The following is a 23,707-nucleotide window of genomic DNA, read 5'->3' as shown; positions in this document are numbered from 1 at the left end:
CTATCGGAAACGCGTAGATGCCCTCAATTTAGTTGACTCATGAACAGTTGAAAAGTAATGTATTGAGGTTCCAAATCCCCCGGAAGCACTCCTGCAGCCGGTTCTGCCACCTCGTTCTTCTCCTGTTGCTCTATGAAAATCGCGATTCTCGGCGGCGGCCACGGCGCCTACGCGGCTGCCGCAGACCTGTCTGAAGCCGACCATGAAGTGCATCTCTGGCGCCGTGACGCCGCCGCGCTGGAACCGCTTCGCAGAGCCGGTTCGATCACGCTCAAGGACGCCGCCGGCACGCGGGACGTACAGGTGGCACTCGCCACGGCCGACATCGCGGCAGCCATGCGCGGCGCCGAGTTGATCGTCATTCCGACGCCGGCCATAGCGCAGGAAGACATCGCCCGTGCGATGGCGCCGCACCTGGTCGATGGCCAAGTCGTTTTCCTTCCGCCCGGCACCTTCGGCAGCTATGTCATGGCGCGTGTCGCGGCCGAAGCCGGCAGTCGTGCCGATGTGGCTTGGGCTGAAACCGGCACGCTGCCCTATCTCGCTCGCAAGCACGGAGAGCGCGAAGTGAATGTGACGATCCGCGCCATTCGCCTGCCGACCGGTGTGTATCCGGCGCGCAAGTCGCAGGAAGCGATCGAGGTGATCCGCAGGGCCTATCCGAGCGTGCATGGCTGCGGCGACGCGCTCTCCGGCGCATTGATGAACGCAGGCCCGATCATCCATCCGCCCCTGATGGTGATGAACGCCGCGCCGCTCCAGCACTTCGAGCGCTGGGACATCCACAACGAAGGCACGCAACGCGCCGTGCGCGACGTCACCGATCGCCTCGACCAGGAGCGCATCGCGGTCCGCGACGCTTTCGGCCATGGCGCGCCGCACTATCCATTGGCGGACCACTACAACAACGATCAGTGGATGTATGGCGACGCGCACAAGCAGTTGGTGAAGTCGGGCGATTGGCGCGAAAACATCGACCTCTATGCACACCGCTACATCACCGAAGACACCGAACTCGGACTGGCCTTCCTGGCCTCCGCGGCGCGCTACGCGGATGTTGACGCGCCGATCGCCCATGGTTTGCTGGCGATCGTCGGGGGATTTCTGGGTCGCGATCTGCGCAAGGGCCCGCGTACTCTCGAAGCCCTCGGCCTGTCCGGAATGACCCCAGCGCAACTCAAGCAGAGATTGCACGATGGCGAATGAGTCGCCGCGATTTGCCGCCGTCGGTGCGGGGCGGATGGGGCGTGGCATCGCGATAGCGTTCGCATATGCTGGCCATCGCATTTCTCTCATCGACCTGCGTCCGCGTGGCGACGAAGCCTGGCACAAGCTCCGCAGCGAAGCGCAAGCCGAGATTGAATCGAGCCTGTCAGGACTCGCGCAACTGGGCATGATCGATGCCGCGCAGGTCCGGACGATCGCCGCCCGCGTCGACTTCGTGAATGCAGCCGAGGCACCTGCCGCCCTGGCAGCGGCCGAGCTCGTGTTCGAGGGAGTGCCCGAGACGCTGGACGCCAAGCGCGAGGCCTTCGAACACATCAACCGGCATTGCGACGACAATGCGATCCTCACTTCGACGACCAGCAGCATCCTCGTGACGCAGCTCGCGGCGTTGGTGCGCCGGCCGGAGCGCTTTCTCAACATGCATTGGCTGAATCCGGCCTATGTGATCCCCGTCGTCGAACTCAGCTGCCATGCGGATACCGACCCTGCGGTCGTCGCCCGCACCAAGGCGCTGATGGAGGGCATCGGCAAGCTGCCCGTCGTGTGCGGCGCCGCGCCGGGCTACATCGTGCCGCGGCTGCAGGCGCTCGTCATGAACGAAGCCGCCCGCATGATCGAGGAGGGCGCCGCCACTGCCGAAGAAATCGACAAGGCCACCCGCTATGGCCTCGGCCTGCGTTTTGCCGCGCTCGGCGTGGTCGAATTCATCGACTTCGGCGGCTGCGACATCCTGCACCACGCAAGCCGGGAGATGTCCTCGTCGATCGATCGCGGCCGGTACACCGCACCGGCCATCGTCGATCGAATGGTCGAGGAAGGGCGGCTCGGCCTCAAGAGCGGAAGCGGTTTCTATGACTACGAAGGCCGCGACGTTGCGGCCTACCGCCGGGACGTGCTGTCGCGAACTCTCGGCATGCTCAAGCACGCGGGCCTCTGGCAACCGCCTGCCTCGAAGACGCTCTCATGAAAATACGGCGCGCTTTCGCGGATCTGTCACCAGGGCAGATTCACTACGCCGAATGCGGCGATCGCGAGGCGCCCGCCATGTTGCTGCTGCATCAGTCACCGCGCAGCTGGACCGAATACCAGGCCGTGCTTCCGTTGATCGGCAGGCGCCATCGCGCTATCGCCATGGACACCGTCGGCTTTGGCGATTCCGCCCCAGGCAATGCACCGGCGAGCATCGAGCAATGGGCACGAGTCGCGTGCGAGCTGCTCGATGAGCTAAAGATCCAAAGCGCCGCCGTGGTCGGCCATCACACGGGCGGCGTGATTGCGATCGAGCTTGCGGCGGCTTTTCCGGAGCGCGTGCGCGCACTCGTTTTGTCGTCGACGCCTTTCACCGGCGATGCATTCCGTCGCGCGCGCGCCGAGCGTCCGCCGATCGACGAGGTTGAACCGAGCGACGACGGGACGCACCTCACTGCGCTGTGGCAACGACGGCAAGGTTTCTATCCTGCGGGCCGGCCGGCATTGCTCAAGGCCTTCGTGCTTGATGCATTGAAGGCGAGCGGCAGCCCCGAGGACGGCCATCGTGCCGTGGCTGCCTATCGGATGGAGGATCGCATCGATCGCGTGAGGCAACCGACGCTGATCATCCGCGCGACCGACGATCCCTTCGCGGCTCCCCACGCCGCCGAACTGCATCAGCATCTTGCGAACTCGCGCATCGTCGATATCGACGGCGGCATGGTCCCCTTGCCGGACCAGTTGCCCGAAGCGTTTGCGCAAGCGGTGCTTTCCTTCTTGGAGACGCAGCAATGAAAGCCGTTCGCGTACATGCATTCGATGCGTCTCCCGTGCTGGAAGACATTCCGGAGCCAGTCGCGCGTGCGGGCCGAACGATCGTACGCATGGAAGCTGCCACCGTGGGCCACATTGACCGCACCGTTTGGCGCGGCAGCTTCCTCAAGCATCCGCCATTCCCCTATACGCCGGGTGTCGAGGCCGCCGGCGTGGTGGTCGAAAGCGCGCGATACGCAAAGGGCCAGCGGGTATGGCTGCGCGGGAGTGGGCTGGGCACGCTTTTCGACGGCACCTGGTGCGAGCTGATCGATGCACCCGATGAAGCACTCGGGTTTCTGCCGCATGGCGTGCCAGCGGTCATCGGCTCTGCCTTCTTCTCGCCCAGCACATCGGCATGGGTCGCGCTGAACGACATCGCACATCTTGCGGCCGGCGAGAGCGTGCTCGTGACCGGAGCGACGGGCGCGGTCGGCTCGATGTCGGTGCAGCTGGCGCTCAACGCCGGAGCGCAAGTGACGGCTGTCGTCGGCAGGGAGGCACAGGCGCAGTCGATGCCGTCCGGCGCGAAGGTGGTGGTCCTGGGGGATGACTTGGCGCAAGCCTTGCAGGACGTGTCGCCCGATTTCGATCTGCTGGTCGACACCGTCGGCGGGCAGGTGTTGAGCGCAGCATTGCCCCGTGTTCGGCCCGGCGGCCGCGCAGTGCTCGTCGGATATACCGCCGGCAACACGCTGTCGCTGGATATCGCGCACTTTCTGCAGCGAGACGTGTCGCTGTTGCCGCTCAACATGTTCCGCCGCGAAGCCGCCGGGCGCGCGGCCGCACCTGAGCTGCTGGCAAGGCTGGCAGACGGTCGGTTGCGGCTGGATGTGCAAGCCTTTGCGCTCGAAGAAGCCGCCAAAGCCATGGACTGGATCGGTCAACGCGGTCATCGCGGGCGCGCAGTCCTGGTACCCGGCGGCTGACCGGCTTCAGTCCTCTTCGGCTACGTCGCCCGTATCGCCGGAATCGCCCGCTTGAACCGCCTCACCTGGTGAACGTGCATGCAACTCGATGATGTGGCGCAGCGTGTCCTTGAGTTCTTCCGCCCGCTGAAGGCCGAACGGCTCGAGAACGCGCCGCTCATGTTCGCGCGCCAGTTCCATCAAATGCTCGACCGCCTTCGTGCCCTTGCGCGTGATCCGCACCAGAGTGATTCGCCGGTCACTGTCGTGGGGCAGCCGCTCTACCTGCTCGCGCGCTTCCATCCGGTCGAGCAGCCGCGTAACCGTGGGCTGTTTGGTCACTGTGACCTGCGCGAGTTGCCCGATGCTGATCGGCTCACCGCCCGCCAGCGATGCCATGACACGCCATTCGGAGACCGAAAAGCCATGCTTGCGGGCGACTTGGTGGAATTCGGAAGAGATCAGCTGACTCGCCTGCGCCAGCAACGCGGGCAGATAGTCATCGACAAAGCGGAGCTTCTCGCCCGACGTGTCGACCCCGAATGGCCCCGGATCTGCGGCGGGCACGCTGCTTGCATGTCTAGGGTTATTCATGATTGTGAATACATTCAGTTGTCAACATTATAGAGACCGTGGTTCCACCGGGAACCCAGCAAACCCTAATCAGGAAGTGCGCCATGGCAGAGCGATCATTCGTGGAAGAGGTCAAGAAGTTGCGGCTCTCGGGCGGCGACGTATTTCGCGGTGAAGGGATTCTGGCAGTCACCAAAGCCTTGCTCGAATCCGGCGTTTCGTACGTTGCTGGCTATCAGGGCGCACCGATCTCGCACTTGATGGACGTTTTGGCCGACGCCCAGGACATCCTCGCGGAGCACGGGATTCGCTTCGAGAACAGCGCCAGCGAGGCGACTGCCGCCGCCACCCTGGCGGCATCCGTCAACTATCCGCTTCGGGGCGCCGTGACCTTCAAGGCGACGGTGGGCACCAACGTCGCCTCCGATGCGCTGGCCAATCTGGCCTCGGGCGGCGTGACCGGTGGCGCACTGATCATCGTCGGCGAGGACTACGGTGAAGGCTCGTCGATCATGCAGGAGCGCAGCCACGCATTCGCGATGAAGTCGCAGATGTGGCTGCTCGATCCGCGCCCGAACTTGCCGAGCATCGTCGATGCCGTGAAGCAGGGCTTCGATCTCTCCGAAGCCAGCAACACGCCGGTGATGCTGCAGTTGCGCATCCGCGCCTGCCATGTGCATGGGCAATTCATCGCGGGCGACAACCGCCGCCCAAAGTTCACCATCAAGGAAGCGATGGAGAGTCCCCAGCGCGATGTCAGCCGCATCGTGCTGCCGCCCGCCAGCTTCCTGCACGAGCAGGAAAAGGTGAAGGACCGCTGGCCCGCCGCGGTGCGCTTCATCGAAGAGCGCCAATTGAACGAGTTCTTCTCGGAAGATGCCGACGACATCGGCATCATCGTGCAGGGCGGAAGCTACAACACCTTCATCCGGGCGCTCGAACGGCTGGATCTGGCCGACGTCTATGGCAACACCAAGGTGCCGCTGTACGTGATGAACGTCGCCTACCCGGTGATCGAGAGCGAAGTGCTTCGCTTCTGCGAAGGCAAGCGCGCCGTGCTGATGGTGGAAGAAGGCCAGCCCAACTTCATCGAGCAGAACCTCGCGACCATCCTGCGCCAAGCCGGCTCCACGACCGCGCTGCACGGCAAGGACATGCTTCCGGTCGCCGGCGAATACACGGCGGCCGAACTGCTCAAAGGCGCGCGCACCTTCTGCGAGCGCTACGGCCGCCTGCAGCCGCTGCCCGCTCGTGCCGCGGTGCGCAAGGTGATCCCGCTCACTGAAGTGGCGGAGATCGGCGTCGACGCCGCGCACGAACCCGCCAAGCCGCTCGGCGACAGCGTGCACGCTCGCCCGCCGGGCTTTTGCACCGGCTGCCCGGAGCGTCCGATCTTCAGCGCAATGAAGCTGGTCGAGCGCGAACTCGGTCCGCACCATGTGAGCGCGGACATCGGCTGCCATCTGTTCTCCATCCTGCCGCCGTTCAACATCGGCAACACGACGATGGGCTACGGACTGGGTGGCGCGGGTGCCGCGGCGCTCAACGCGCCCGCAGGCAAGCGCGCGATTTCGATGATGGGCGACGGCGGCTTCTGGCACAACGGCCTGACGAGCGGCGTCGCCAATGCGGTCTTCAACCAGAGCGACAACCTCACGATCGTCGTCGACAACAACTACACGTCCGCGACTGGCGGCCAGGACATCCTTTCGTCGAAGGCGGTGAACGCGACGCGCAGCACCGGCCATGAGATCGAGCGCGCGGTGCGCGGCGTGGGTGTCAAGTGGGTCCGGACCCTGCGCCGCACCTACGACGTCGCAGGCATGCGCGACACGCTCAAGGAAGCGCTGACCACCAAGGAGAAGGGGCCGAAGGTCCTGATCGCGCAGTCCGAATGCATGCTGAACAAGCAGCGCCGCGAAAAGCCCGCGGTGCGCAAAGCCATCGCCGACGGCAAGCGCATGGTGCGCGAGAAGTTCGGCGTCGATTCCGACACGTGCACCGGCGACCACTCGTGCATCCGTCTGTCGGGCTGCCCATCGCTGTCGATCAAGCCCAACCCCGATCCGCTGCGCACCGACCCTGTTGCGACGGTGCTCGACACCTGCGTTGGCTGCGGCGTGTGCGGCGAAGTCTCGCATGCCGCAGTGCTGTGCCCCTCGTTCTACAAGGCGCAGATCGTGAGCAATCCGACGGGTTGGGACCGCTTTCGCGACGGGCTGCGGCAGCGCGTGATCGGCTGGCTGCAGAAGAGCGAGGCCAAGCGCCGCGCCGCCTACACGTTCTGAAGATCTGAAGACATCCGATGCGACACCAACCTATCAAAATTGCCATCCTCGCCATGGGCGGCGAGGGCGGCGGCGTGCTTGCCGACTGGATCGTCGACATGGGCGAAGCCAACGGCTACATCGCGCAGACCACATCCGTGCCCGGCGTGGCCCAGCGCACCGGCGCGACCATTTACTACGTCGAGCTCTACCCGCAAGCGCAGGCCGAGGCCGATCGCGGCCGGCCCGTACTGGCACTGATGCCTCTGCCGGGCGATGTCGACGTTGTCCTCGCATCGGAGCTCATGGAAGCTGGCCGTGCGGTGCAGCGCGGCCTGGTCACAGCCGACCGCACGACCCTCATCGCATCGACTCACCGGGTCTATTCGATTGCCGAGAAAAGTGCGCTGGGAGATGGCCGCGTCGATAGCGCCGAACTTCTGTCGCATGCCCAACGTGCGGCGAAACGTTTCATTCGCTTCGACATGGCGAAGGCCGCGGAGGAGTCGGGCAGCGTGATCAGTGCGGTGCTCTTTGGTGCGCTGGCGGGATCCGGCGTGCTTCCTTTCAGTCGCGCGCAGTTCGAAGCGACCATCGAACGCGGTGGCGTCGGCGTCAAGCCCAGCCTCAAGGCCTTCGGCGGTGCGTTCGCGCGCGCACAGGGTGAGGCTGAGCCGGAAGCAGCAGCGGAAGCGGTACAGACGCCCGTGCCGCAGCCGAGCCATCCGGCTGTGCGCGCGCTGGTGGAGCGCGTACAGCGCGACTTTCCGGCGGCGACACATCAGTTCCTGCTCGAAGGCGTGCGCCGACTGATCGACTACCAGGACATCGACTATGCCGGCCTCTACCTCGATCGCACGGCCGCTATCGCCGCCGTGCCTGTCAACGATGACGGCAAACTCCTGCGCGAAACGGCACGTCATCTGGCGCTGTGGATGTCGTATGAAGACACGGCACGAGTTGCTGCTCTGAAGACGCGGTCTTCGCGATTCGAGCGCGTGCGCAGCGAAGCCAGCGTGCAGGACGGCCAGGTGCTCGCGATCAACGAGTACATGCATCCGCGCCTGCAGGAGATCTGCGAGACGCTGCCGGGTGGCATCGGCCGCTGGTTGATGAATTCATCACTGCCGCGCCATCTTGTGGAGCGTCTCACGCAGCGCGGTCGCGTGATCCAGACCAGCTCCCTGCGCGGCTATCTCATGCTCAGCACCGTCGCGTGGATGAAGCGCTGGCGCCGTTCGACGCTGCGCTATGCGGAGGAGAACCGCCGCATCGAAGAATGGCTGCAACGCATTGCCGAGACGGCCGCGCGCCACCCCGAACTCGCCGTCGAGATTGCCCAGTGCCAGCGCCTCGTCAAAGGCTATAGCGACACCCACGAGCGCGGCCTGCGCAACTATGACGCGGTGATGAGCGCCCTGCAGCGCGCCGGCACCAACATCGCTCCCGCCACAGTGCGCGAGTTGCGCGACGCCGCGCTGTCCGACGAGCACGGCCACAAGCTGCGCGCCGCGCTCGTTCAACACGCGCTCGCCTGACCTGAGATCTGCCCATGACCGCCCAGCCCGCCACATTGCAGCTTCGCGTCGTTGAAGCGCGCGAACTGAATTCGTTGATCAAGACCTTCCGCCTGCGCGCGCCCGATGGTGGTGTGCTGCCCGGCTACGCCGCTGGTGCGCACATCCGCGTGCGCGTCGACCTTCCCGACGGCACTCAGGATTGGCGTCATTACTCTCTGATCAACTTCGCGGTGCAGCCTGACGCCACTGAATCACCAACGGACTACGTGATTGCCGTTCGCAAGGAAACCGATGGCCGAGGCGGATCGCTTTTCATGCATGAGCGACTGCGTGAAGGCGATACCGTCACCATCGAGCTGCCGAAGAACGACTTCCCCTTGCACACCGGCCCCGGCGGTACGGTGCTGCTGGCCGGCGGCATCGGCGTGACGCCTCTCGCGAGCATGGCCGCGCGACGCCGCGCCGAGGGTTTGCCCGTGCGCATGCACTACGCCGGCCGCAGTCGTGAGCTGATGGCCTTCCTGCCTGAACTGCAATCGGTGCTGGCTGATGACCTGGTCGTGCATTCGGATGAAGAGCGCGGTGCTCCGTTCGACATCGGCGCATTGCTCGACGCGTTCCCCGCGGGTGATCGGCTCTACGTGTGTGGCCCCAAGGTCATGCTCGACGCCGTGCTCGCTCAAACCCAGGCGCGCGGATGGACGCACGACCGCGTGCATTTCGAGCTCTTCACCACGCCGGCCGTCGAAGAGGGCGACCACGCGTTCGAGGTCGAGTTGCTTCAGTCCGGCCAGCGCTTCACGGTGCCGGCGGACCAGAGCATCCTCGATTGCCTGATCGAGCACGGTTGCGACCCGATGTTCGACTGCAAGCGCGGCGAATGCGGTGTCTGCGCGACGCCCGTGATAGAGGGCGACATCGACCACCGCGACTACGTGCTCACCGCGCGCGAGAAGGCGGAAGGCAACGTCATGCAGATCTGCATTTCGCGCATCAAGGGACAGCGGCTGGTGCTGGACATCTGAAGGAGAACGACTTTGACTTCGTACCGAGGCAACCCCGAAGCCGTGCGCGCGCTGGTGCAGGCCGATCGCGTGCATCGAGATATCTACACCAGCGCCGAACTTTTCGAGCTGGAGCAGGAGCACTTCTTCGCGAACACCTGGAACTACGCGGGCCACGAAAGCCAGATACCGAAGCCAGGCGATTACCTCAATACCGAAATCGCAGGCCGGCCACTGATCATCGTTCGCCACACCGATGGTTCGGTGCGCGCCATGATGAACCGGTGTGCGCACAAGGGCTCGCGTCTTGTGTCGGCGCCGTGTGGCAACACCGGCAAGTTCTTTCGCTGTCCGTATCACGCATGGACCTTCAAGACGGATGGATCGCTCCTGTCGATCCCTCTGAAGAATGGTTACGAAGGCACGCAACTGCACGAGTGCGAGTCCGCCAAGGGACTCACCACGTTGAAGAACGTGCGCAGCTATCGAGGCTTCATCTTCATCAAGATCAATGATGTCGGACCGGACTTCGAAACGTATTTCGGCGATTCGCTGAGCTCCATCGACAACATGGCCGACCGCTCCCCCGAAGGCGAACTCGAAATCGCCGGCGGTTGTCTGCGCTTCGTGCACCAGTGCAACTGGAAGATGTTTGTCGAGAACCTCAACGACACCATGCACCCGATGGTGGCGCATGAGTCTTCCGCCGGCACCGCCAAGTCCATGTGGGCCGACAAGCCCGCCGACGAACCCAAGCCGATGGCCATCGAGCAGTTCGTGCCCTTCATGTCCGACTACAAGTTCTTCGAGGACATGGGCGTTCGCACCTACGACAACGGCCACAGCTTCACGGGCGTGAACTTCAGCATCCACAGCAAGTACAAGGCTATCCCCGAGTACGACAACGCGATGAAGGCCCGCTACGGGGAGGAGCGCACTGCGCAGATCCTCGGCATGGCGCGCCACAACACCGTGTACTACCCCAATCTCACCATCAAGGGTGCGATCCAGGCGATTCGCGTCGTGCGGCCGATCTCGGTCGACAAGACCTTGATCGAGAGCTGGACCTTCCGCCTCAAGGGCGCGCCGCCCGAACTGCTGCAGCGCACCACGATGTACAACCGGCTCATCAACTCGCCGTTCTCTGTGGTCGGACACGACGACCTCCAGGCCTACCGGGGCATCCAGGCGGGCTTGCATGCGAGCGGCAACGAATGGGTCAGCCTGCACCGCAACTACGATCCGGCTGAAACAGCGGGCGGCGAGATCACGACCGTCGGCACCAGCGAGCTGCCGATGCGCAACCAGTACCGCAGTTGGGCCCGCTACATGACGAGAACGATGTGAATTTGAACTACCCCCAGTCTTCGCGCACTTCGTGTCGCTTCGCCAACCCCCTTGGAGGGGGCAACACCGGCGGCCCGGCAAAGCCGGTTCCGCGGTGTTTCTTGAATGGGCCAGGGACGGAGAGGATGAGATGAAAGAAGTTACCCGCCAGGATCTCATTGATTTCGTGGTCAACGAGTCGCGGCTGCTGGATGCCAAACGATATGAGGAGTGGAATGCACTCTTCACGGATGACGGTTTCTACTGGGTTCCGCTGGTGCCTGATCAGGAAGACGGCATCAATCACACGTCGCATCTCTATGAAGACAAGCTGTTGCGCGATTTGCGTATCGAACGTCTCAAGAGCCCGCGCGCGTTTTCGCAGCAGCCGCCGAGCCGTTGCCACCATTTGCTGCAAACACCGACTGTCGAAGAATTCGACATGGCGGCGAACCGCTTTGTCGTGCGGTCGGAGTTTCACTACACCGAATCGCAAGGCGACGAGCTCCAGTTCTACGTCGGCACCTTCTTTCACCATCTGACAGTGCAAGACGGCGCGCTGCGCATGACGCTCAAGCGAGTCAACCTGCTCAACTGCGACGCGGCTCTTCCGGCTGTGCAGCTCTTCATCTAGGCCCGACATGGAAGCAACTGTTCACGGGGCTTTCGCAGCGAGCGCGCGGCGCACGCCACAGGGCGAGTTTCTGTTCACCGAGTCGGTCACGGCGGATGCCTATGGCATCCCGGCCGGCCCGATCCTCTGGGGAGCCGCTGCTGCCGAGGTCGAGCGACTCCAGACCGCGTACGCGAAGGCAGGTTACGGCCACGGGCATCGCGTCGGCCTCCTGCTTGAAAACCGGCCGGCGTTTCTATTCCACTGGTTCGCTCTGAGCGCACTGGGAGTGAGCGTGGTGCCGATCAACGCTGAAATGCGATCGGCGGAATTGAGCTATCTGATCGGCCACAGCGAGATCGCGCTTGCCGTGACCTTGCCGCACCGCGCCGGCGATCTTCGCGCTGCTGCCGAGATCGCCGGCCGGCCCTTTGAAACCATGGGGCCGGACGATGCCGTCCCGCCATCGAAGACAGCGCCACCGCGCGCCGCCGAGCCGATCGGACTCGCGACGGAATGCGCGCTGCTCTACACCTCGGGCACGACCGGGCGGCCCAAGGGCTGCATGCTGTCGAACGAGTACTTCCTCCGCGCAGGTGAGTGGTACGCGGAATTGGGCGATCTTTGTCCTGTGCGGCCGGACGCCGAACGCATCATCACGCCGCTGCCGCTCAACCATGTCAACGCGATGGCGTTCTCGACCATGGTGGTGTTGGTCGCGGGCGGCTGTCTGGTGCAGCTCGACCGCTTCCACCCGAAGTCCTGGCTCCAGAGTGCCCGCGAAAGCCGGGCCACCATCGCGCACTACCTGGGCGTGATGCCGGCGATGCTTCTGTCGGCGCCCGCATCGCCCTTGGACCGCGAGCACGACATTCGCTGGGGGTTCGGCGCTGGCGTGGACCGCAAGAACCATGCGCCTTTCGAAGCGCGCTTCGGGTTTCCCTTGGTCGAGGCTTGGGCCATGACCGAAACCGGTGCCGCTGCTTGCGTGATGGCGAACCACGAGCCGCGCCAGGTCGGCACGAGCTGTTTCGGCCGCCGCGAAGATTTCGTGGAGATTCGCCTCGTCGACGATGAAGGCCAGGATGTCACGGATGGCACTCCGGGCGAACTCCTGGTGCGATCTTCCGGCGCCGACCCGAAGCGCTATTTCTTCTCCGGCTACCTCAAGGACGAGGAAGCGACGCGCGAAGCCTGGGCCGGCGGCTGGTTTCACACCGGCGACATGGTGCGGCGCGATGCGGAAGGCAACTACTACTTCGTCGATCGCAAGAAGAACGTCATCCGTCGCAGCGGCGAGAACATCTCGGCGGTCGAAGTCGAAAGCGTGCTGAACCAACACCCGGCCGTGAAGACCTCCGCAGTCGCGGCCACCCCCGATGTGGTGCGCGGCGATGAGGTGCTTGCATGCATCGTCGTGCGCGACGAGGTCGATGCAAGTTCCCGCGAGCAGATGGCCGCCAGCATCGTCGAGCACGCGTTGGCGCAATTGGCCTACTACAAGGCGCCGGGCTATGTCGCCTTTGTTGATGCGCTGCCGCTCACCGCTTCGCAGAAGATACAGCGCGGCCAATTGCGCGAGCTGGCGCACGCGCTGCCGGGGCAGCCGCACTGCTTCGACACGCGATCCATGAAGAAGAGGCAATCATGAAGCGCCGGCTTTCCTATGAGGGTGTGGCTGTGGCAGTGCCTGTGACGGTGCCCTACGTCCGCTATTCGACGCGGACCGCGCATTGGTTCCTCGGGCAGGCGATCGAGTCGCTGGTGAAAGCCAGCGGCCTCGAGAAGGATGAGATCGACGGTTTGTGCGTGAGCAGCTTTTCGCTCGCGCCGGACACCGCCGTGGGAGTGACGCAGCATCTGGGCCTGTCGCCGCGATGGCTCGATCATGTGCCGACTGGCGGCGCATCGGGCGTGATGTGCCTTCGTCGCGCAGCGCGAGCGGTTCAGTCCGGTGATGCCGACGTCGTGGCTTGCGTGGCTGCGGATACCAACCACGTCGATTCGTTCAGGCAGACCTTGGGCAGCTTCAGCAACTTTGCACGCGATGCGACGTATCCCTACGGCTCAGGCGGCCCGAACTCGATCTTCGCGATGATCACCGCGAACTACATGCGCACGTTCGGTGCCACGCGCGAAGACTTCGGCCGCATCTGCGTCGATCAGCGCAGCAACGCCCTGAAGAACCCCAACGCGATGTTCAAGAAGCCGCTGACGCTCGATGAGTACATCGCCGCGCGGCCGATCTCCGACCCGATCCATTTGTTCGACTGCGTGATGCCATGCGCCGGCGCGGAAGCCTTTCTCGTGATGAGCGAAGAGCGGGCGCGCGATCTTGGGCTGGCCCATGTGGTGATTCGCGGTTCGATCGAACGGCACAACGCGTACTCGGAAGACCCGGTGATGGTCCAGGGCGGATGGCGCATGGACCGCGACGATCTCTACGCCCAGGCCGGTGCAAAGCCTTCGGAGATCGACTTCGTGCAGACCTACGACGACTACCCGGTCATCGTGATGATGCAGTTCGAGGACCTCGGCTTCTGCGAGAAGGGCGAGGGTTCGGCCTTCGTGCGCTCCCACAGCATGACGAATGACGGCAGCTTTCCCAACAACACCAGTGGCGGCCAGTTATCGGCCGGGCAGGCGGGTGCGGCCGGCGGCTTTCTCGGGATGACGGAAGCCCTCCGCCAGCTGACCGATGCGGCAGGGCCGCGGACCGTGCCCAACGCTGAACTGGGCTTGGTTGCCGGCTTTGGCATGGTCACTTACGACCGCTGCCTGTGCACCGGCGCGGTCATTTTTGGAAGGCCGTCATGACGATGCCCCTGATGCGCCCCAAGCGCAAGAACCCGGTGCTGCGCACACGGCAGATCAATCTGCCGCCATCGGCGCGCGGCCGTGTGGCGCTGGGCATCACCGCCGCAGCCGCTGAAGGCCGCTTCGAACTGCAGACCTGCGAAGTCTGCGGCACGGTGCAATACCCGCCTCGCGAGGCCTGCCACAAGTGCCTCTCGCCGCGGCTGCACTGGCGTGAGCAGAACGGCGAAGGCGAACTGATCAGCAGCACCACGCTGCATCACAGCAACGACCTGTTCTTTCGCGAACGGCTGCCCTGGCGCTTGGGGCTCGTGCACCTCGATGCCGGCCCGACGCTCATGGTCCACCTGCACGGCGAAGTCGGCGATGCGCCATCTCGCGTGCATGTCGGCGCGCGGCTCGATCGTGCGGGACAGGCCGTACTCATTGGATTTCCGAAAGAAGGGAGCGCCCACATGGCCGACGACAAGATGCTGAGAGAAATGACCAGCGACCCCAAGTTCCGCAAGGTGCTCGTGACCGATGGCAAGACCGAGGTCGGGCAAGCCATCGTGCGGGCGCTGGTCAAGGCCGGCGCCGACATCGTCTGGGTCGGCCATGCGGAGCCCTGGAAGAAGATGGGCGGCCTCGAGGACATCACGAGCTTGCCGCAGGTGACGCTGGTGCCGCTCGATCTCACCAATGGGCGCTCGGTGAGCGAACTGGCCGGAGAGATCGGCGGCAGGGTCGACATCGTCATCAACAACGCCGAGGTGCATCGCACCTACGGCATCGGATCGCGGCGCGGCACGGACGTCGCCAAGGCCGAGATGGACATCAACTACTTCGGCCTGCTGAGACTCGCGCAGGAGTTCGGGCCGGCGCTCAAGGGGCGCTCTGCCGATGGCACGATCGGCGCAACGGCGTGGGTCAATCTGCTGTCGATCTACGCACTCAGCAACTTCCCGCCGCACGGCACCTTCAGCGCTTCGAAGGCCGCAGCGCATTCCCTCGCGCAGTGCCTTCGCGCTGAAATGCGACCAGCGGGCATCCGGGTGATCAACCTCTTTCCCGGCCCGATCGACGACGAATGGAATCAGCACACCCCGCCGCCCAAGCTGGCGCCGAGCGGAATTGCCAGTGCCATCGTGAAGGCGCTGCGCGATGGTGTCGAAGACGTGTATCCCGGCGATGTGGCCCAGGAGTGGCTCGAACGCTGGCGCGACAACCCGAAGATCCTCGAACGCGAACTCGCTGCCGGCGGGGGCTGATCAACACCCCAGGCCTGCCCACTTGGTGTGGCCGCCCTTGAAAGACTTGGAGCAATGCAATGACGACAACTACTGAACTGATGTCCACGGCCGAAATCCTCGGTGGATTGGTGGGCGCCATGTCGACGGGCCGCATCCGGGTGGTCGATCTCACACAGACCTTGACGCCCGAGTTTCCGCAGATCGCGCTGCCTCCCGAGATGGGCCAGTGCTGGCCCTTCCGCATCGAGGAAGTGTCGAAGTACGACGAGCGTGGCCCCGCCTGGTACTGGAACAACTTTTCCTGCGGCGAACACACCGGCACGCACTTCGATGCGCCGATCCACTGGATCTCCGGGCGCGATCTGCCGAACAACTCGGTCGACACGATCCCGGTGCAGCACTTCGTTGCACCTGCGTGCGTCATCGACTGCTCGCCACAGGTGAAGGACGATCCGGACTACCTGCTGACCATCGAAGACATCGAGCAATACGAGACAAGCCACGGCCGCATTCCGAAGGGCGCGTGGGTCCTGATGCGCACTGACTGGTCGAAGCGCCATGACCCCGAGGCCTACCAAAATTTCGATGAGACCGGTCAGCACACGCCGGGCCCGAGCACCGAGGCCGTGCGCTTCCTGGTCGAGCAACGCGATGTGCTTGGCTTCGGTTCCGAAAGCATCGGCACCGATGCGGGCCAGGGCTACCACCTGCGGCCACCCTATCCGTGCCACTACTACATGCACGGCGCGGGTCGCTATGGCTTGCAGTGCCTGAGCAACCTTGATTTGTTGCCAGCGGCTGGCGCAGTGTTGATCTGCCCGCCGCTCAAGATCGAGAAGGGCAGCGGAAGCCCCTTGCGCGTGCTCGCGCTCGTCGGAGCCAATGCATGAGCGCCGCCGACAAAGTGGCAGTCGTCACGGGCGGGAGCGCCGGCATCGGCAAAGCCATCTGCGAAGACTTGCTCGAGCAGGGCTACGAAGTGGTGTCGTTGGCGAGACGGCGAGCGGACATCGATCACTCGAAACTGCACAGCATCGAGGTCGACCTCGCTGACCGTGCTGCCACGGCACAGGCGGTGGCGGAACTGGTCCGTCGCTTCGAGGTGACGACCGTGGTGCACAACGCCGGTGTCATCCGCCCTGCGTTGCTCGCCGACGTGAAGCTCGATGATCTCGACGCATTGGTGGATCTGCACCTGGGCTGCGCAATTCAGATCGTGCAGGCTGCTCTGCCTGCAATGCGATCACAGCGTTTTGGTCGCGTGGTGTTGTTGTCGTCCCGCGCGGCGCTCGGCCTGGCGACGCGCACGAACTATTCAGCCACCAAAGCCGGCATGCTCGGCATGGCCCGCACTTGGGCACTCGAACTCGCGCCTGAAGGGATCACCGTCAACGTGGTCGCGCCCGGCCCAATTCGTACCGACATGTTCTACGACGTCGTCGAAGCAGGCAGCGACAAAGAGCGCGCACTTGCTGCGTCAGTGCCAGTGCGTCGACTCGGCGAGTCAACCGATGTGGCACGCGCCGTGCGTTTCTTTGCCGACCCGGCGAACAGCTTTGTCACCGGACAGGTCCTCTATGTTTGCGGCGGCACCAGCGTGGGCAGTCTGGCCCTCTAGCAGTGCATTGCCTGCGAATTCGTCCACCTAGCGTTTTCTCTCACTTGTCGTCACGCCACACGCTCGCTAATATCGTTTAGCTCTAAATAATTCACAAATCATGTGGTTTGTTCGGAGTACGTCGTGGTGAGTCGATCTTTGCGTTCTTTGTCTACCTGCATCCCAAGGAGCCTTGCATGAAAGTCCTGACAAGCATCCGCACCATGGCCGGCATCGCCGCCGCCGTCGGTGCGCTCACCGCGGCGAACGCATGGGCCGCCGACCTCAAGGTCGGGTTCATCACTTCGTTGTCGGGGCCTGTTTCCTCGCTCGGCATTCCCTACGAAAAGGGCATCAAGGCTGCGGTCGCGTACAAGTCCGAACTCAACGGCCACAAGATCCAGTTGGTGCAACTCGACGATGCGTCGGATCCATCCACTGCTGCGCGCAATGCGCGCAAGCTGATCGATGAGGACAAGGTCGACGTCATCATCGGCACGGCGGGCTCTCCCGGCGCATTGGCGATCGCGGCCGTCGCACGCGAAACGAAGACGCCGCTGATATCCATTGCCAACGCGAACCTGCCGGGCGAAGAGGGTGCGTGGATGGTCACACTGCCGCAGCCTGCCCCTTTGATGGTGAGCGCCGTGGTGGAGCGCATGAAGAAGTCGGGCGTGAAGACGGTCGGCTACATCGGCTTCTCCGACGCCTGGGGCGATCTCGTGTACGACGCGCTGCAGAAGAGCGCCGAGCCCGCGGGCATCAAGGTGGTTTCGAACGAGCGCTATGCGCGCGCTGATGCGTCGGTGACGGGCCAGGTCCTGAAGATCGTCGCGCTGCGCCCTGATGCCGTGATCACAGGCACTTCCGGCACGCCCGGCGCGTTGCCGTATCTGGCGCTGGCCGAGCGTGGCTACAAGGGCCAGATCTACGGCATGCATGCCTTGATCAATCCCGACTTCGTCCGCGTGGGCGGCTCCGCAGTCGAGGGCCTGCTGGCGCCGACCGGGCCGGTCATCGTTGCTGAGCAATTGCCGGATTCCAACCCGATCCGGAAGGTGTCGATGGAGTTCCGCGGTGCCTACCAGAAGGCCAACGGAGCGGCGCCCACGGATGCCTTCTCCGCCTATTCGTTCGATGCATGGCTGCTGTTCCTCGACGCTGCGGCACGCACCAAGGGCGAACCCGGGACGCCTGCCTATCGGGCTGCATTGCGCGATTCGATCGTCAGCACCAAGGAGCTGGTCGGAACGCACGGCGTCTACAACTTCAAGCCCACCGATCGCTACGGCTCCGACGAACGCTCGCGGGTCATCGTCAAGCTCGAAAAGGGCCAATGGAAGCTTGTTCCTTGACCCCCAGGCTCGCGCACTTCGTGTCGCTCGCCACCCCTCTCACGGGGCGATACCGGCGGCCCGGCGGAGCCGGTTCCGCGGTATCCCTGACAAACCCATGTAGAACATCTGAACCATGAAAAGACTCTTCGCTTTCTTCTGCGTATCGGCCATCGCGCTCGCGGCCACTCAGGCCGTCGCGGCCGATCTGAAGGTCGGCTTCATCAGCTCGCTCTCGGGGCCGGTGTCGGCACTCGGCATTCCTTATGAGAAGGGCATTCGCGCCGCAATTGCCGAGCATCCGGTTCTGTCGGGTCACAAGGTCCAATTGATCGTGCTCGACGATGCTTCCGACCCCACGACTGCCGGGCGCAATGCGCGCAAGCTCGTGGTCGAAGACAAGGTCGACGTCCTCATCGGCACTTCGGGTGTGCCGGGCGCAATGGCCATCGCCGCGGTTGCGCGCGAACTCAACACGCCGTTGATTTCGCCGACGCCGGTGACCATTCCAGGGCCTGAAGGCGCATGGACAGTCACCGTGTCGCAGCCCTTTCCACTGATGGTGTCGGCGGTCGTCGACCGCATGAAGAGATCGGGCGTCAAGACTGTGGCCTACATCGGCTTCTCGGACGCATTGGGCGATCTTGCCTATGACTCTCTCGTCAAGAGTGCCGATGCGGCCGGCATCAAGGTCGTGGCCAACGAGCGCTATGCGCGCAGCGATTCATCTGTCGCCGGCCAGGTGCTGAAGATCATTGCGACCCGACCCGATGCAGTGTTCGCCGGCAATTCCGGCACACCGGGTGCGCTGCCGTACCTCGCGCTCGCGGAACGTGGCTACAAAGGGCAGATCTACGGAACGCATGGCTTGATCAACGCCGACTTCGTTCGGGTGGGTGGCACATCCATCGAAGGGCTGCAAGTGCCGAGCGGACCCGTGCTGGTCGCCGACCAGTTGCCGGACAGCAATCCGATCAAGAAGGTGTCGATGGCTTTCCGGGAGGCCTACAAGAAGGCCAACGGCTCGGCGCCGAACGATGCTTTCTCTTCCTACACCTACGACGCCTACCTGCTGCTTGCCGACGCAGTGTCTCGAACCAAGGGCGAGCCCGGTACGCCGCAGTACCGCTCCGCATTGCGCGACGCCATCGTGAGCACCAAGGAGCTGACGGGCACCCACGGCATCTACAACTTCAAGGCGGATGACCGCTACGGCTCGGACAAGCGCGCAGTGGTGATCGTCCGCAGCGAAAAAGGCCAGTGGAAGCTGGTTCCCTGATCCGCATCCAAGCGCAGGCAGATTGGCGATGAACACCTACCGCAACCAGCCAGAAGCCATTCGCGCGCTCGTGCAGGACGATCGTGTGCATCGGGACGTCTACCTGAGCGAAGAACTCTTCGCCCTGGAGCAGGAGCAGTTCTTTGCCAACACTTGGCTCTATGTCGGGCACGCCAGCCAGGTGCCGAACACCGGCGACTTCTGGTCACTCGACCTCGCGGGCCGGCCGGTGATGATGGTTCGCCAGGCCGATGGCACCGTACGCGTGTTCTACAACCGATGCGCGCACAAGGGGACCCGGCTGGTGTCGGACGAGTGCGGCAACACGGGCAAGTTCTTTCGCTGTCCCTACCATGCGTGGACCTACAAGCTCGACGGTGCGCCGCTCGCCATTCCGCTCAAGAGTGGCTACGAAGGCACACGCCTGAAGGAATGCGAGTCGGGGCGGGGGCTGACGGCGCTCAAGAACGTCRCCGTCTATCGCGACTTTGTTTTCGCGCGGTTGTCGGATGAAGGCCCTGAGTTCGGCGATTACTTCGGCGACGTGCTGCATGCCATCGACAACATGGTCGATCGATCGCCCGAAGGTAGACTGACGGTCGGCGGCGGCGTGATGCGCAACATCATCCACTGCAACTGGAAGATGTACCTGGAGAACATCAACGACACGGTGCATCCGATGTCGACGCATGAGTCGGCAACGCAGGCCGCCGATGCGCTCTGGCAGGGGCGCGCGGCCGATGAACCCAAGCCGATGGCCATGGAGCAGATCCTCCCGTTCGGCTCCGGCTACGACTTCTTCGACAAGATGGGCGGCCGCGTCTACGCCAACGGGCACAGCGTGCTCGGCGTCAACTTCAGCATCCATTCCAACTATGCGCAGTTGCCCGAATACGAAGCAGCCATGCAGGCCGCTCACGGCGTGGAACGTGCGGCCGAGATCCTGCAGCGTTCCCCGCAGAATTCGGTGTTCTTTCCCAGCTTGTCCGTCAAGGGCTCGCCGCAGGCGATTCGCGTGATTCGCCCGCTGGCCCCAAACCGCACGCTGATCGAGGCCTGGAGCTTCCGCGCCGCGGGAGCGCCCGACCTGCTCTTCGAGCGAGCCATGAGCTACAACCGGCTCGTCTTCTCGCCCATGTCTGTCGTGGCGCACGACGACGTGCATCTCTTCGAGAGCATGCAGCAGGGCCTTCGCGCGGAAGGCAACGAGTGGGTGAGCCTGCACCGCAATTTCGACGCCGCCGAGCTCTCGCAAGCTTCGATCACCACCAACGGCACCAACGAGTTGCTGATGCGCAATCAGTTTCGCGCCTGGGCGAAGTTCATGACGGCGGGCATGGAGGCGAGGCCATGACAGCCACGATGACCGACCCCCGCGATTTCATCGCCGAAGAAGCCGCGCTGCTCGACGCACGGCGTTTCGACGACTGGCTGGCGCTCTTCGCGCAAGAAGGACGCTACTGGGTGCCGCTTCTCGGCGCAGCGCAGGCCGATCCTCAATCGCACAACTCGATTGCCTATGAAGACCGGCTGCTGCTGCAGTTGCGCATCGACAGGCTCAAGAATCCGCGTGCTCATTCGCAGCATCCCGCCAGCCACTGCCAGCATGTGCTGCAACGCTCCATCGTCGAGCGCGAAGACGCGGCGAGCGGCGAAGTGGCACTCCGGACTCCCTTCATTTACGTCGAAGCGCGCGGCGAGGACCAGGTGACGCTGGCTGGCACCTGCCGCCATCTTCTCGTTCGCGATGCCGCCGGCTGGTCGATCCGGCTGAAGCGGGTCGATCTTCTCAACGCCTGGCGTGCTTTGCCGGCGATCCAGTTGTTCATCTGAGCGAGTGCTCATCCATTTCACCCCACCAGGAGTCACGACATGAAGAGCTTGATGCAGACCTTCGCGCGCACAGCGCTCGCTGCCGCGCTGGGCGCCAGTCTGGCGATGACCGCGCTCGCAGCCGATATCAAGGTCGGCCTGAGCGTTTCGCTTTCCGGGCCCAACTCGTCGCTGGGCGTGCCCTACGCCAAGGGCATGCAGGCCGCGCTCGCCTACAAGCCGGAGGTCAACGGCCACAAGATCCAGCTCATCGTGCTCGATGACGGCTCCGATCCCACGACGGCGGGGCGCAACGCGCGCAAGCTGGTCGAGGAGGACAAGGTCGACATCTTGATGGGCACTTCGGGCGTGCCTGCTGCCATCGCGATGGCACAGGTGGGCCGCGATGCCAAGGTGCCGATGATCGGCCTCACACCCATCCAGCTCGATCCGGCGGAGAACGCCTGGGTGTTCACTGTCGCGCAACCGACGCAACTGATGATCGACGCCGTGGTGCAGCGCATGAAGAAGGACGGCGTCAAGACGGTGGGCTACATCGGCTTCTCCGACGCCTGGGGCGATTTGGTCTATGAGGCGCTGATGAAGTCCGCGCCGGCTGCCGGCATCAAGGTGCTGGGCAACGAGCGCTACGCGCGCGCCGACGCTTCCGTGACCGGCCAGGTCCTCAAGCTGCTGGCAATGAAGCCCGATGCAGTGATGACCGGTGGCGCCGGCACGCCGGGCGCTCTGCCTTTCCTGGCGCTGAACGAACGTGGATTCAAGGGGCATGTGTACGGACAGCACGGCCTGATCAACCCCGACTTCGTGCGCGTCGTCGGCGCGGCAGGTCAGGGGGCGCTGATGCCGACGGGCCCCGTGATCGTCGCCGAGCAACTGCCCGACGAATACCCGACCAAGAAGATCGCACTCGACTTCCGCAAGGTCTTCCAGAAGACCAACAACGCGCCGACGAGCGACGCCTACTCGGCCTATTCCTTCGACGGTTGGCTGGTCTTCACCGACGCGGCCGCGCGCGCGAAGGGCGAGCCGGGCACGCCGGAATTCCGGCTGTCGCTGCGCGACGCCATCGCCAGCACCAAGGAAGTGGTGGGAACGCACGGCGTCTACAACTTCAAGCCGGGAAATCTCTACGGCGTCGACGAGCGCGCCCGCGTCATCGTGAAGCTGGACAACGGCCAGTGGAAGCTGGCGCCCTGATCACCCGAAGGACTTTGCAATGACATGGGACGTGGCGCTCATCCTGGGCACTGACGGGCTCGCCAACGGCGCGGTCTATCTGCTCGCCGGGCTGGGTCTGGTGCTGATTTTTTCCGTGACCCGGGTGGTGTTCGTGCCCTTCGGCGACATCGCAGCCTTTGCTGCGCTGACCCTGGCGGCTTTCGAGACCGGCCGGCTGCCGCCGACCATCGGGCTGGTCATGGTGCTGGCCGCGCTCGCGGTGCTCACCGAGATGGGGAGCCTGATCCGAAAGGGCGAGGCATCGAGGATTCCCAAAGCCATCCTGGCCTGGGGCGTGCTGCCGCTCGTGCCTTGCGCCTTGGCATGGGCCGCGTCGCGCGCAGGCGCTCCAGCCGCTGTGCAGATCGCAGTGACTGTGCTTCTTGTGGTCCCCATTGCGCCGCTGCTGGCGCGGGTGGTCTTCCAGCCGATCGCCGATGCATCGGTGCTGGTGCTGCTGATCGTTTCCCTGGCGTTGCACTTCCTGCTGTCGGGGCTTGGCCTGCTGTTCTTCGGTCCGGAAGGTTCGCGCACCAATCCGCTTGCCAGCGGCGTGCTCTCCATCGGTGACAGCTTCACCGTGAGCGGCCAGGTGCTGTTGATGGTGATCTCGGCCATTGTCTTGAGCGGCTTGTTCTTCCTCGTGTTCGAACGCACGGTTGCCGGCAAGGCGCTGCGCGCGACGGCGGTCAACCGCGTCGGCGCGCGACTCGTCGGCATCCGCCCGGCGCGGACGGCACTGCTGGCGTATGGCAGCGCGTCGTTGCTGGCCGGACTGATCGGTGTGCTGATCGCACCCGTGACGACCATGTACTACGACTCTGGCTTCATCATCGGCCTGAAGGCCTTCGTCGCCGCCATCATCGGCGGCCTCGTGAGCTATCCGATGACGGCCATCGGCGCACTGGCTGTCGGCGTGGTCGAAAGCTTCGCATCGTTCTGGAGCGGCGCGCTCAAGGACCTCATCGTGTTCAGTCTCTTGATCCCGGTGCTGATGCTGAGGTCGTACATGACCGTTCACTCCGAAGAGGAAGAAGACGAGGTGGACCAATGAGCCAATCGATCGGAACCCCGGGCGACGCTTCCCTGGCGCTCGCCACAGAGAGCCCCAAGGCGGCGGCGCACGGCGGCTGGTTCAGTCAGCGACGCCTGTGGATCGCCCTTCTCGTCGCCGTGC

General features: G+C 64.2%; 21 protein-coding genes. 20 read left to right on the top strand and 1 reads right to left on the bottom strand.

Going from position 1 to position 23,707, the window contains the following annotated elements:
* The first annotated feature begins 132 nt into the window (after nt 1–132).
* The 4 genes from AC1DMA_RS24980 to AC1DMA_RS24965 are packed head-to-tail and all read left to right on the top strand — an operon-like array spanning nt 133 to nt 3,938.
* Complete coding sequence (locus tag AC1DMA_RS24980; RefSeq protein WP_478127219.1) at nt 133–1,206, top strand: NAD/NADP octopine/nopaline dehydrogenase family protein; 1,074 nt, start codon at nt 133–135, stop codon at nt 1,204–1,206.
* Complete coding sequence (locus AC1DMA_RS24975; protein WP_478127218.1) at nt 1,196–2,194, top strand: 3-hydroxybutyryl-CoA dehydrogenase; 999 nt, start codon at nt 1,196–1,198, stop codon at nt 2,192–2,194. The genes AC1DMA_RS24980 and AC1DMA_RS24975 overlap by 11 nt, the downstream gene beginning before the upstream one ends.
* Nucleotides 2,191–2,991, top strand: a complete 801-nt coding sequence (locus AC1DMA_RS24970; protein WP_478127217.1) for an alpha/beta fold hydrolase — start codon at nt 2,191–2,193, stop codon at nt 2,989–2,991. Before AC1DMA_RS24975 ends, AC1DMA_RS24970 begins: the two co-directional genes overlap by 4 nt.
* Nucleotides 2,988–3,938 (top strand): quinone oxidoreductase family protein, encoded by a 951-nt coding sequence (locus AC1DMA_RS24965; protein WP_478127216.1) that lies wholly within the window; start codon nt 2,988–2,990, stop codon nt 3,936–3,938. The genes AC1DMA_RS24970 and AC1DMA_RS24965 overlap by 4 nt, the downstream gene beginning before the upstream one ends.
* 6 nt (nt 3,939–3,944) lie before the next feature.
* On the opposite strand, the gene AC1DMA_RS24960 is transcribed toward AC1DMA_RS24965, so the two are convergent.
* Nucleotides 3,945–4,511, bottom strand: a complete 567-nt coding sequence (locus tag AC1DMA_RS24960; protein WP_478127215.1) for a MarR family winged helix-turn-helix transcriptional regulator — start codon at nt 4,509–4,511, stop codon at nt 3,945–3,947.
* Nucleotides 4,512–4,594: 83 nt separating this feature from the next.
* Here AC1DMA_RS24960 and AC1DMA_RS24955 point away from each other — a divergent pair, with 83 nt between their 5' ends.
* From AC1DMA_RS24955 to AC1DMA_RS24880, 16 genes are all read left to right on the top strand, one after another.
* Nucleotides 4,595–6,778, top strand: a complete 2,184-nt coding sequence (locus AC1DMA_RS24955) for a thiamine pyrophosphate-dependent enzyme (RefSeq protein ID WP_478127214.1) — start codon at nt 4,595–4,597, stop codon at nt 6,776–6,778.
* Nucleotides 6,779–6,795: 17 nt separating this feature from the next.
* Nucleotides 6,796–8,295: an indolepyruvate oxidoreductase subunit beta family protein gene (locus tag AC1DMA_RS24950; protein WP_478145822.1), complete on the top strand. Its 1,500-nt coding sequence runs from the start codon at nt 6,796–6,798 to the stop codon at nt 8,293–8,295.
* A 14-nt stretch (nt 8,296–8,309) separates the two neighbouring features.
* Nucleotides 8,310–9,302, top strand: coding sequence for a PDR/VanB family oxidoreductase (locus AC1DMA_RS24945; protein ID WP_478145821.1), 993 nt, complete (start codon nt 8,310–8,312; stop codon nt 9,300–9,302).
* Between the two features lie 12 nt (nt 9,303–9,314).
* Nucleotides 9,315–10,628, top strand: a complete 1,314-nt coding sequence (locus AC1DMA_RS24940) for an aromatic ring-hydroxylating dioxygenase subunit alpha (protein WP_478145820.1) — start codon at nt 9,315–9,317, stop codon at nt 10,626–10,628.
* Between the two features lie 130 nt (nt 10,629–10,758).
* Entirely contained in the window at nt 10,759–11,241 is a 483-nt protein-coding gene (locus tag AC1DMA_RS24935) for an aromatic-ring-hydroxylating dioxygenase subunit beta (protein WP_478127210.1), read from the top strand.
* A gap of 7 nt (nt 11,242–11,248) precedes the next feature.
* Nucleotides 11,249–12,871: an AMP-binding protein gene (locus AC1DMA_RS24930; protein ID WP_478145819.1), complete on the top strand. Its 1,623-nt coding sequence runs from the start codon at nt 11,249–11,251 to the stop codon at nt 12,869–12,871.
* Nucleotides 12,868–14,037 (top strand): thiolase family protein, encoded by a 1,170-nt coding sequence (locus AC1DMA_RS24925; RefSeq protein ID WP_478145818.1) that lies wholly within the window; start codon nt 12,868–12,870, stop codon nt 14,035–14,037. Before AC1DMA_RS24930 ends, AC1DMA_RS24925 begins: the two co-directional genes overlap by 4 nt.
* Nucleotides 14,034–15,287 (top strand): SDR family NAD(P)-dependent oxidoreductase, encoded by a 1,254-nt coding sequence (locus tag AC1DMA_RS24920; protein ID WP_478145817.1) that lies wholly within the window; start codon nt 14,034–14,036, stop codon nt 15,285–15,287. The genes AC1DMA_RS24925 and AC1DMA_RS24920 overlap by 4 nt, the downstream gene beginning before the upstream one ends.
* A gap of 59 nt (nt 15,288–15,346) precedes the next feature.
* On the top strand, nt 15,347–16,159 hold the full coding sequence (locus AC1DMA_RS24915; protein WP_478127206.1) for a cyclase family protein: 813 nt from the start codon (nt 15,347–15,349) through the stop codon (nt 16,157–16,159).
* Complete coding sequence (locus AC1DMA_RS24910; protein WP_478145816.1) at nt 16,156–16,887, top strand: SDR family NAD(P)-dependent oxidoreductase; 732 nt, start codon at nt 16,156–16,158, stop codon at nt 16,885–16,887. The genes AC1DMA_RS24915 and AC1DMA_RS24910 overlap by 4 nt, the downstream gene beginning before the upstream one ends.
* 176 nt (nt 16,888–17,063) lie before the next feature.
* The gene (locus AC1DMA_RS24905; protein ID WP_478127204.1) at nt 17,064–18,221 is read left to right on the top strand and encodes an ABC transporter substrate-binding protein; all 1,158 of its coding nucleotides are present in this window, start codon (nt 17,064–17,066) and stop codon (nt 18,219–18,221) included.
* Between the two features lie 115 nt (nt 18,222–18,336).
* Nucleotides 18,337–19,479 carry an ABC transporter substrate-binding protein gene (locus tag AC1DMA_RS24900; protein ID WP_478145815.1) on the top strand — a complete coding sequence of 381 codons (1,143 nt, stop codon included), beginning with the start codon at nt 18,337–18,339 and terminating at the stop codon, nt 19,477–19,479.
* 28 nt (nt 19,480–19,507) lie between these two features.
* Complete coding sequence (locus tag AC1DMA_RS24895) at nt 19,508–20,833, top strand: aromatic ring-hydroxylating dioxygenase subunit alpha (RefSeq protein WP_478145814.1); 1,326 nt, start codon at nt 19,508–19,510, stop codon at nt 20,831–20,833.
* Nucleotides 20,830–21,312 (top strand): aromatic-ring-hydroxylating dioxygenase subunit beta, encoded by a 483-nt coding sequence (locus AC1DMA_RS24890; RefSeq protein ID WP_478145813.1) that lies wholly within the window; start codon nt 20,830–20,832, stop codon nt 21,310–21,312. Before AC1DMA_RS24895 ends, AC1DMA_RS24890 begins: the two co-directional genes overlap by 4 nt.
* 39 nt (nt 21,313–21,351) lie before the next feature.
* Nucleotides 21,352–22,509 (top strand): ABC transporter substrate-binding protein, encoded by a 1,158-nt coding sequence (locus tag AC1DMA_RS24885; protein ID WP_478145812.1) that lies wholly within the window; start codon nt 21,352–21,354, stop codon nt 22,507–22,509.
* A gap of 19 nt (nt 22,510–22,528) precedes the next feature.
* A complete protein-coding gene (locus AC1DMA_RS24880; RefSeq protein WP_478127199.1) occupies nt 22,529–23,584 on the top strand; it encodes a branched-chain amino acid ABC transporter permease in 1,056 nt (351 codons plus the stop codon).
* The last annotated feature ends 123 nt before the right edge of the window (nt 23,585–23,707 follow it).

The sequence above is a fragment of the Variovorax sp. 05N34 genome, from assembly GCF_056397405.1.
The sequence above is the reverse complement of the archived record's forward strand: the minus strand, read 5'-3'. Positions and strand labels throughout refer to the sequence as shown.